Annotated in this window: 10 protein-coding genes; 5 read left to right on the plus strand and 5 right to left on the minus strand. The window is 72.2% G+C overall.

Features of this window, described 5'->3' with window-relative positions; translation table 11 throughout:
* Window positions 1–108 precede the first annotated feature (108 nt).
* From ACIQWA_RS04055 to ACIQWA_RS04065, 3 genes are all read left to right on the plus strand, one after another.
* Window positions 109–1,452 carry a condensation domain-containing protein gene (locus ACIQWA_RS04055; RefSeq protein ID WP_402477794.1) on the plus strand — a complete coding sequence of 448 codons (1,344 nt, stop codon included), beginning with the start codon at window positions 109–111 and terminating at the stop codon, window positions 1,450–1,452.
* Between the two features lie 173 nt (window positions 1,453–1,625).
* On the plus strand, window positions 1,626–2,594 hold the full coding sequence (locus tag ACIQWA_RS04060; protein ID WP_402477797.1) for an NAD-dependent epimerase/dehydratase family protein: 969 nt from the start codon (window positions 1,626–1,628) through the stop codon (window positions 2,592–2,594).
* A gap of 181 nt (window positions 2,595–2,775) precedes the next feature.
* Window positions 2,776–3,585 carry an AAC(3) family N-acetyltransferase gene (locus ACIQWA_RS04065; RefSeq protein WP_360235292.1) on the plus strand — a complete coding sequence of 270 codons (810 nt, stop codon included), beginning with the start codon at window positions 2,776–2,778 and terminating at the stop codon, window positions 3,583–3,585.
* Between the two features lie 48 nt (window positions 3,586–3,633).
* Here ACIQWA_RS04065 and ACIQWA_RS04070 read toward each other — a convergent pair whose 3' ends face one another.
* From ACIQWA_RS04070 to ACIQWA_RS04085, 4 genes are all read right to left on the minus strand, one after another.
* Complete coding sequence (locus ACIQWA_RS04070; protein WP_402477800.1) at window positions 3,634–5,148, minus strand: M1 family metallopeptidase; 1,515 nt, start codon at window positions 5,146–5,148, stop codon at window positions 3,634–3,636.
* A gap of 153 nt (window positions 5,149–5,301) precedes the next feature.
* Window positions 5,302–6,174, minus strand: coding sequence for a sulfurtransferase (locus ACIQWA_RS04075; protein ID WP_402477803.1), 873 nt, complete (start codon window positions 6,172–6,174; stop codon window positions 5,302–5,304).
* A gap of 137 nt (window positions 6,175–6,311) precedes the next feature.
* Window positions 6,312–6,638 carry a hypothetical protein gene (locus ACIQWA_RS04080; protein ID WP_402477804.1) on the minus strand — a complete coding sequence of 109 codons (327 nt, stop codon included), beginning with the start codon at window positions 6,636–6,638 and terminating at the stop codon, window positions 6,312–6,314.
* 164 nt (window positions 6,639–6,802) lie between these two features.
* A complete protein-coding gene (locus ACIQWA_RS04085; protein WP_402477807.1) occupies window positions 6,803–7,411 on the minus strand; it encodes a polysaccharide deacetylase family protein in 609 nt (202 codons plus the stop codon).
* A gap of 1 nt (window position 7,412) precedes the next feature.
* On the opposite strand from ACIQWA_RS04085, the gene ACIQWA_RS04090 reads away from it, so the two are divergent.
* Window positions 7,413–7,679: a hypothetical protein gene (locus tag ACIQWA_RS04090; RefSeq protein ID WP_402477810.1), complete on the plus strand. Its 267-nt coding sequence runs from the start codon at window positions 7,413–7,415 to the stop codon at window positions 7,677–7,679.
* 189 nt (window positions 7,680–7,868) lie between these two features.
* Entirely contained in the window at window positions 7,869–8,729 is an 861-nt protein-coding gene (locus tag ACIQWA_RS04095; protein WP_402477813.1) for an SAM-dependent methyltransferase, read from the plus strand.
* 25 nt (window positions 8,730–8,754) lie between these two features.
* Here the strand turns inward: ACIQWA_RS04095 and ACIQWA_RS04100 are convergent, their stop codons facing one another.
* Entirely contained in the window at window positions 8,755–9,618 is an 864-nt protein-coding gene (locus ACIQWA_RS04100; RefSeq protein ID WP_402477816.1) for an Fpg/Nei family DNA glycosylase, read from the minus strand.
* Window positions 9,619–9,856 lie beyond the last annotated feature (238 nt).

Genomic DNA, 9,856 nt, shown 5'->3' on the forward strand with positions numbered 1-9,856 from the left:
CCCCCTCGACGCCCGGCGGGCCGTGCGCCACACTCTCCCCAGCAGCACCCGCGCTCCCAACGCACCGGCACCGACGCACCGAACGACCGCACCCTGGAGAGCCACACGGTGACCACACGCCAACTGCTGGAGATCGCGTTCTCGTCCGGCCGGTCCGGAACCGGCCCGGCCACCTGGGGCCAACGGGCCATCTGGGACGCCGTCCACCGACTCCCCCCGGCCGACGTGCCGCGCTACACCATCGCCACCGCGGCCCCGCTGGACCCGGGCCTGCCGCTGCCCGGGCTGCTCGACGCCCTGGCCCGGCTGCTGCACCTGCACGACTCGCTGCACACCCGGCTGCTGCCCGCGCCGGACGGCGCACTGCGCCAAGTCGTCGATCCGGAGGGCACCTTGACCGTCGAGGTGCATCTGCTGGCGGACGGCGAGGACCCGGCCGAGGCCGGCGACCGACTGCACCGGGACCTGGCCGGACGCCCCTTCGACACCGCCACCCAGTGGCCCCTGCGGGTCGGCGTGGTGACGGCCGACGGCCTGGCCCGGCACATCAGCCTGGCGCTCTCCCACACCGCCGTCGACGGCGCGGGGATGAACCGCCTGGTCGCCGACCTGACCGCACTCAGCCTCGGGCACTCCGCCGGCGAGCTCGCGGGGCTCCGTGCACCCGCCCAACAGCCCCTGGAGGAGGCCGAGTTCCAGGCCTCCGAGCGGGGCCGCAAGCGCGACGCGGGCGCCCGCAAGCAGTTCGTCCGCAAGCTCCGCCTGGCCCCGCCCCGACTGTTCCCGGACCCGCCCGCGACGGAGCACCCCGCCGACTTCCCCAACGCCGTCCTGCGTTCCCCCGCCCTCCCCGGCGCGGTCGAACTGGTCGCCGCCGCCCACCGGGTGAGCACCTCCTCCGTCCTGCTGGCGGCGACCGCCACGATGACCGCCCGTCTGGCCGGCACCACCGAGGCCGTGCTCAACGTCGTCGTCAACAACCGCTTCCTGCCCGAGCTGACCAACGCGGTGAGCGTGGTCGCGGGCGACGGACTGTTCCACCTCCCCGACGCCACCGCCGAGTTCGGCGAGGTCGTCCGCCGCACCCACGCCGCCGCGATCGGCACCTACCGGCACGCCTACTACGACAAGCTCGCCCTGGCCGCCGAGGTCGCGCAGCTCACCGCCGAGGGCGTACCGACCGCCGACCGCTCCTGCGTCTTCAACGACACCCGCGAGCTGCTCCCGGCCGCACCCGCCCCGGGCGCCGAGGGCACCACCCTCAGCTGGCCGGTCGACTTCGAGCCCCGCCCGGGCCTGACCTACGCCCTGGACGCCCTGCAGTCCCCCGAGGCACTGAGCCTCGCCATGACCGCCGACCCGGCCGTCCTCCCGCGCCCCGCGATGGAGCGGTTCCTCTACGGCATCGAGGAGTTGATCCTCACCGAAGCCGCGAAGGCCCCCTCCGCCTGAGCCCGGCCCGCAGCGGCCCCGGCCGGCTCGCCCCGAGCCGACCGGGGCCGCTGCGCCACTTCTCCGCCCCCGCCCAGGAGCCGCTCGAATCGACTTGACCCAGGGCCCAGGGCCCGTCTTCAAACTCCCGCCTGCGGGGCGGGAGTTTGAAGACGGGCCCTAGCCTGGGACCCATGCGAATCCTCGTACTCGGTGGTACCTCCTTCGTCGGCCGCGCGATCGCCTCAGACGCCCTGCGCAGCGGCGCCGAGGTCACGCTCTTCAACCGCGGCCGGACCAACCCCGCCCTCTTCCCCGAGGCCCGCCACCTGCGCGGCGACCGCGACACCGGCGACTACGCCGCCCTCGGCACGGGCGAGTGGGACGCCGTGGTGGACGTCACCGGCTACCGCCCCCGCCAGGTCGACCAGGCCATGACTGCCCTCGGCGACCGGGTCGGCCGCTACCTCTTCGTCTCCAGCCACGCCGTCTACCGCCGGCCCGGGCTCGCCCCGCACTCCGACGAGTCCGCCCCGCTCCGCGAGCCGCTGCGCGAGGCCGAGGAGCTGTCCGAGGAGACGTACGGCCGGCTCAAGGTCGCCTGCGAGCAGGACGTCACCGCCCGCTACGGCGACCGGGCGACGATCGTGCGCCCCGGAAAGGTGGCCGGACCGCACGACGAGCAGCGCGGGCTGACGTACTGGGCCCGCCGGGCGGCCCGCGGCGGCCGGATCGCCCTGCCCGGGCGCCCCGAGCAGCCCGTCCAGGTGGTCGACTCGCGCGACCTGGCCCGGCTGGTGCTCCGGCTGCTCCAGGACGGCCGTCCGGGCGCCTTCCACGCCGTGGGCCCGGCCGAACCGACCACCCTGGGCGGCCTGATCGCCACCTGCGCCGAGGTCGCGGGCACCGAGATCGAGCTGGTGCCCGTCCCGCCGGAGACCGCCCCGCCGCCGTTCTTCCCGCTGGTCCGGGCCGAACCGCTCTGGCCCGGCCAGCAGCGCGACCCGTCCCGCGCCCGCGCCGCCGGACTGCCCGCCACCCCGCTCGCGGTGACCGCCGCCGACGTGCTCGCCTGGGACCGCGAACGCGGCGAACCGCCGCTGGGGCACGGCTTCACCCCCGAGCAGGAGGCCCTGGTCCTGGCCGAGCACGCAGCCCGGTGACCTGCGAGCCCGGCGCCCCGGCCCGGGCGGCCTGCACCGCCGTGGACTGACGGACGGCACCCCCCTCCTGACCGATTGTCAGTGTCACCCGCTAGGGTCGGGCCCGAACAATCGCACCACACCGGTACGAATGCACCAGCACGCCCATCAGCCCTACGCACCGCCGCCATCAGGGGGGACCATGACCACACCGGGCACCAGCCCGCTCACCACCGCCGACCTCGTGGAGGGTTGGCACCGGGTCGGCGTCCGCCCGGGCATGGCGATCATCGTGCACTCCTCGCTCTCCAGCCTCGGCCCGGTCGAGGGCGGGGCGGCGGCCGTGGTGGCCAGCCTGCGCGAGGCCGTCGGCCCGGGCGGCACGGTGGCCGCGCCCGCCTTCACCGGCTCCGTCGTCTGCGACCCGGCGCCGGACCACGCCGGGCTGCCCACCCCCGAGATCGCCGAACTGCGGGCCGCCGTCCCGCTGTTCCACCCCGAGCTGCCCTCCCCCATGGGCGCGATCGCCGAGGCCCTGCGCAGCCTGCCGGAGAGCCTGCGCAGCACCCATCCGCAGGCCTCGGTCGCCGCCGTCGGCGCCCACGCCCGCGAGGTCACCGCCCGCCGCTCGCTCGGCTTCGCCGTCGGCCGGGAGTCGCCCTTCGGCGCCCTGCACGACCTCGGCGGGTACGTGCTGCTGGTCGGCGTCGGGCACAACCGCAACACCTTCCTGCACTACGCGGAGACCTTCGCCCCGAACCGCCGACTCAAGCTCCGCCGCTTCCCGATGGCGATCCAGGGCGAGCGGGTGTGGATCGAGACACCGGACGTGGGCAACGACAACGACACCCACTTCCCGGTCGTGGGGCGGGAGTTCGAGGAGCTGGCCGGCATCCGCGAGGTGCTGGTCGGCAACGCGCCGTGCCGGCTGGTCCCGGTCCGCGAGCTCATACCCTTCGCCGTCCGCCGCCTCACCGAACTGCTCGCGGCGGACGGCCCCGGAGCGGCGTAGCCCGGCCCTGTCGGCCGGGCCACGCCCGTCACCTCACCCCACCGGGTGTCAGTGCTCGTGCACCGAGTGGGCCTCCTGGATCTTCTTCCAGGACTTCGGCTCCACCAACGCCCGGACCTCGTCCCGCGCCCCCGGCGCCAGTGCGGCGGTCGCGGCACCCGGTGCCACCGGTCCGACGGCCGGCTTGCCCGGGGTGAACAGCCAGGTCTTGAAGAGGTCCCCGAGCTTCTGCCCCGACACCTTCTCCGCGTACGCCTGGAACTCCGCGATGGTCGCGTTGCCGTACTTGCGCTCGGTGGGCCAGCCCTTGAGGATCCGGAAGAACTTCTCGTCCCCGACGGTGTTGCGCAGTGCCTGGATGGCCACCGCGCCCCGGTCGTAGACCGCGCTGGAGAACTGGTTGTCCGCGCCCGGGTCGCCCGGCTTGACGCTCCAGAACGGGTCGTCGGCCGGGTGCGAGGCGTAGATGTAGTCGGCCAGCTCCTGCGCGGTGCCCTCGTTCTCGTGCTCGGACCAGAGCAGCTGGGCGTAGCTCGCGAAGCCCTCGTTCAGCCAGATGTCGCTCCAGTGCGAGACCGAGACGCTGTCGCCGTACCACTGGTGGGCCAGCTCGTGCACGACCACCGAGGTGTTGGTGCCCTTGGCGAACTGCTTGGGGCTGTAGAAGACCCGGGTCTGGGTCTCCAGGGCGTAGCCGGTCGGGACGTTGGGCACGTACCCGCCGACCGAGCTGAACGGGTAGTCGCCGAAGTAGCCGCTCAGCCAGTCCACCAGCTCGCCGGTGCGCTCGACGCTGGCCCGGGCGGCGTCCGCGTTGTCGCCGAGGTCCTTGCTGTACGCGTTGTAGACCGGCAGCCCGCTCGCGGTGGTGTCGGTCGTGATGTCGAACTTCCCGACGGCGAGCGTGGCCAGGTAGGTCGCCTGGGGCTTGTTCTCGCGCCAGCTGTAGCGGGTCCAGCCGGCCTTCGAGCTGGTGCCGGTCAGCACGCCGTTGCTGATCACCTGGTTGCCGTCCGGCACCAGCACCGAGACGTCGTAGGTGGCCTTGTCGCTGGGGTGGTCGTTGCTCGGGAACCACCACCACGCGGCCTCGGGCTCGTCGGCCGCCACCGCACCGTCCGGAGTGCGGTGCCAGGCGGTGAAGCCGTACTTCTTCACGGTGGACGGCACGCCCTTGTAGCGGACCACCACGGTGGCCTGGCTGCCCTTGGCCAGCGGCCGGGCCGGGGTGATCTCCAGCTCCTGCTCACCGCTGGTGGCGAAGGCCGCCGGCCGTCCGTTGACCCGCACCTCGGAGACGTTCAGCGCGAAGTCGAGGTTGAACCGGGAGAGGTCCTGGGTCGCGGTGGCGAGGATGGTGGTGGTGCCCTCCAGCTCGTCGGTCGCGGGCTGGTACTTCAACCGGATGTCGTAGTGGGAGACGCGGTAGCCGCCGTTGCCGTAGGTCGGGTAATAGGGGTCGCCGATCCCGGCCGCGCCGGGTTGGAAGTCGGCGGCCGAGGCGGGGACGGCCAGGAACAGGCTCAGGGCACTGGCGGCGGAGACGATCAGCCTCTTGCGCAACGTGGTCCTCCAGGATCACCGGATCGATGGGTCGGATCGATCCTTGTCCCGGCAGCCCCCGCTCCACTCCCCAACTATGAGATGTTCATGAAAAGAAACGCGCCGAAATGACGGCGCCTCACCGCCGTCACACACCCCACCCGCCCCACCCGTTCAGGCCCCGAGCACCACCGGCGCCCGCACCAGCGAGCCGTACTCCGTCCATGAGCCGTCGTAGTTCTTCACGTGCGGGTACCCCAACAGCTCGGTGAGCGCGAACCAGGTGTGCGCCGACCGCTCGCCGATCCGGCAGTAGGCGATCACCTCCCGCTCCGGACCGACCCCCTTGTCCCCGTACAGCGCCCGCAGCTCCTCCGCCGAGCGGAACGAGCCGTCGTCGTTGGCCGCCTGCGACCAGGGCACGTTGACGGCACCGGGAATGTGCCCTGGGACCTGGGCCTGCTCCTGCGGCAGGTGGGGCGGCGCGATCAGCTCGCCCCGGAACTCCGCCGGGGAGCGCACGTCCACCAGCACCGCGTCCGCGCCGGGCTTGGCGAACACCTCCGCCTTGGCCAGCACCTCGTCCCGCAGCGCCCGCACCTCCGGCCGCTCCGGGCCGGTCAGCCGGTAGCCCGAGTGCTGGTAGTCCATCACCTCGTGGGTGAGCGCCCGGCGCTCCAGCTCCCACTTCTTCCGCCCGCCGTCCAGCAGCTTCACCGGCCCGAACCCCCGCAGCCGCAACAGCCAGAACGCGTACGCGGCGAACCAGTTGTTGTTGCCGCCGTACAGCACCACGGTGGTGTCGTCCTCCACCCCGGCCGCCCGCAGCAGCTGCTGGACGGCCTCGCGGTCCGCATAGTCCCGCCCGACCTGGCTGTGCAGGTCGGTGGTCCAGTTCCACCCCACCGCAGCGGGGATGTGGTCCCGCTCGTAGGCGCTGCTGTCCTCGTCGACCTCGACCACCCGGACCGTCCCGTCGTCCAGGTGATCGGCCAGCCAGTCGGTGCGGACCAACGCCTCGGGGTGCGCGTAACCGTTGCCGGTCATACCGGGCCCTCCTTCGCTCTGCCCAGACTGCGGCACCCGACCACGGGCGCAGGCAGACCGCGAGGGCATCACGAGGCACCGGCGACCGGGCCGGACAGTTCGAAGCTACGCCGACCGTCCGGCCCGGGCCACCCGGCTCAGGAGAAGATGACCGAGCGCAGCTTCAGCCGGTTGCCGAGCCGCTTGCCGGGGTTCATCACGTAGTAGGTGTCCCCGTTGCAGTCGAAGTCGAGGAACACCGTGGCCGTCGAGTTGGTGAAGTTGTCCGGCGCGTAGGCCGGGTCGTTCTCGGTCGCCCCGAACAGGTTGATGCACGTGCCGCTCTCCGGATCTGCGAGCCCGGCCGGAACACCGGGACCGACCTTGTAGAGGAAGTCCCCGGTGGCGGCATTGGCGGACATCGGAACGGCGAGGACGAGAGCGGCAGCGCTGGCGACGGCGAGCACGGCATTGCGGAGACGCATGGGAATGAGCCTTTCAGGTGGTACTCGGGGTACCCGGTGAACTGGTGCGAGATCACCCTAGAGGCCGAGAATCCGCAGAAACGCTTCTTCCAATCCACCCTTTCGAGTGGTTTAAAAAGCAAAGCCGCTACCCTCTCGATATCCGATTCTCGGACATTCCGATGTCAATTCGGCGGCGCCGTGAAGAGGTACCCGGAATCGATCAGCACCGGCAGGTACGCCTTCAACGCCGCCACCGTCTGCGAGCGGTCCCCGCCGCCGTCGTGGTTGAGCACGATCGACCCCGGCCGCACCTCCTTGAGGACCGTGTCGATGATCGACGACGTCCCCGGCCGGGACCAGTCCCTCGGGTCGATCGACCAGGCCATGTTCCGCAGCCCCAGTTCGGCGGCCACCCGCAGCGACACCGGCGAGAAGTCTCCGCCCGGCGCCCGGAACCAGGTGGGCAGCCGCCCGGTGGTCCGGTGCAGCAGGTCGCTGGTCCGTTCCAGCTCGTCCCGGACGGCGCCCTCGGACATGTGCCGCAGATCCGGATGGGTCCAGGTGTGGTTGGCGATGTGGTGGCCCCGGTCCGCGATCTCCTTCACCAGGCCCGGGTGCTCGACGGCGTTCTCGCCGATCAGGAAGAAGGTCGCCCGGATCCCGTGCTGCTGGAGCAGGGCCAGCACCTGGGGCGTATACCGGGGATCCGGCCCGTCGTCAATGGTGAGCGCCACCACCCGCTGGGCCGGGTCCAGGTCGTACACCGGCTTGCTCTCCGCATCACTGAGCACCTTGCGGACCGGCTGGACGCTCGGCGCGGCAGAGGCCGACGGAGTAACGGACGGCGGTACCGGAGAGGGCGTCGGCGAGGGCGCCGGAGCCCCGGGCGACCCGGGCGTCTCCGTCGCCAGCACCTCCGTCACCCCCTCCGGAGCGGCGACGCCCCCGCCACTCCAGGGGCTCCTGCAGGCGGCGGCACCGCCGAGCAATGACATCCCGGCCGCCACCATCAACAGCCTGCGCGAGGTGACCCGAGCGGCCACCGAAGAAGTAATCTGACGATCAGACAGCATTCTGAATGCTTGCCCCGCTGGTCAGCACCCCTCCCCCCGGGCGCCGATCACCACTCCGACAGCCCACACCACCGGCCCGCCGCCACCTCTCCCCCTGCCGGACGCCCCGCCTCCCCCCACGACCGCTACGCTGTGCCTTCCCCAGTGTGATGATCTGCCATCAGAGGACGTGGCCATGACGAGAAGTCAGGACTTCCCCCAGCAGGGCCCGCAGGACGAGGACGCCGTCGAGCTGAGCCAGTGGGAACGCTTCGGCGTCGACACCACCACTCCGCACTCCGCGCGCGTCTACGACTACTGGCTGGGCGGCAAGACCAACTTCCCGCCGGACCGCGCCATGGGCCAGGCCATCGAGGAGGCCGTACCCAGCGTCAAGGAGATGGCCAAGGCCAACCGGGCCTTCCAGGGCCGCGCGGTACGCCACCTCGCCCGGGACCACGGCATCCGCCAGTTCCTCGACCTCGGCACCGGCATCCCCACCTCGCCGAACACCCACGAGATCGCCGAGGCCGTCAGCCCGGGCACCCGCGTCGTGTACGTCGACAACGACCCCATCGTGCTCGCCCACGCCCGCGCCCTGATGGTCTCCAGCCCGGCCAGCCGCACCACGTACATCCACGCCGACCTGCGCAAGCCCGAGGAACTGTTCTCCGACCCGGCGCTCACCTCCACCCTCGACCTCACCCAGCCGGTCGGCCTGCTGATGATCGCCGTCCTGATGCTGATCGCCGACGAGGACGACCCCTGGGGCCGGGTCGCCGCACTGCGCGACGCCCTGCCCGCCGGCAGCTGCCTCGCCCTCACCACCCCCACCGCGGACTTCGCCCCGGAAGCGGTCGGCAAGGTCGCCGAAGCGGCCCGGGCCGGCGGCATGACCCTCGTCCCCCGCGGCTACGACGACGTGCTCCGCTTCTTCGACGGCTGGGACCTGGTCGAGCCGGGCCTCGCCCCGGTCCTCGCCTGGCGCCCCGACGGCGAACCCCCGGCCGACCCGAAGGCCGCCTACTACTGGGGCGGCGTCGCCGTCAAGCGCTGAAACCACGCGGCTGTTGAAGTGAGCCTCACTTCAACAGCCGCGACAGCCGCCGGTCCGCCAAGGGCTTCCCCCCGGTCTGACACGTCGGGCAGTACTGCAACGACGAGTCCGCGAACGACACCTCCCGCACCGTGTCCCCGCACACCGGACAGGGCAGCCCGGTCCGCCCGTGCACCCGCATCCCCACCTTCTTCTCCGCCTTGAGCTCCCCCGCCGCCAACCCCCGTGAACGCTCCACGGCCTCCCGCAGCGTGCCCCCGAGCGCCTCGTACAGCCGCGCCGTCTCCTCCTCCGTCAGGCTCGACGCCAACTTGTACGGCGACATCCGCGCCACGTGCAGCACCTCGTCCGAATAGGCGTTGCCCACCCCCGCCACCACGCTCTGGTCCCGCAACACCCCCTTCAACTGCCGCCGCTCCCCCCGCAGCAGAGCAGCGAACTCCGCCACCCCGAAGCCCGGATCCAACGGATCCGGCCCCAACCTCGCCACCCCCGGCACCTCCACCGGATCCCGCACCACATAGACGGCGAGCCCCTTCTTCGTCCCCGCCTCCGTCAGATCGAACCCGCCCTCCCCCACCAACCGCACCCGCAACGCCAACGGATTCCGCGGCCCCGGCTTCGCCGGCTCCCCCGGCAGCGTGTCCCTCCACCGCAGCCACCCCGCCCGCGCCAGGTGCACCACCAGATGCAACCCACCCGCCTCGAAGTCCAAAAACTTCCCCCGCCGCCCCACCGCCCCCACCGTCCGCCCCTCCAACGCCCCCACCGGCGGGTCGTACGTCTTGAGCGCACTGATCGCCACCGGCTCCACCCGAGCGATCTCCCGCCCGACCAACCGCTCAGCCAAAAAGGCGCTCAGCGCCTCCACCTCAGGCAACTCCGGCATGCGCCCAGTCTCTCCCCACCCCCTCCCACCCGCACGACAGATCCCACCAACCCCCACCACCAACCCACCCACCCCCGCACCAACCCACCCGCACCAACCCACCCCCGCACCAACCCACCCACCCCCACCACCCCCCACCCCCCACCCGACCCAGGCGAGAGGGACGCGCTGCGGGAGGGGGCGGTGGAGGGGGTGGGTGCGGAGAGGGGCGTGACGGGTGATTTTCAGACCGCCAACG

Origin of the sequence: Kitasatospora sp. NPDC098652 (genome assembly GCF_044760155.1) — a bacterium.
Lineage (GTDB): Bacteria > Actinomycetota > Actinomycetes > Streptomycetales > Streptomycetaceae > Kitasatospora.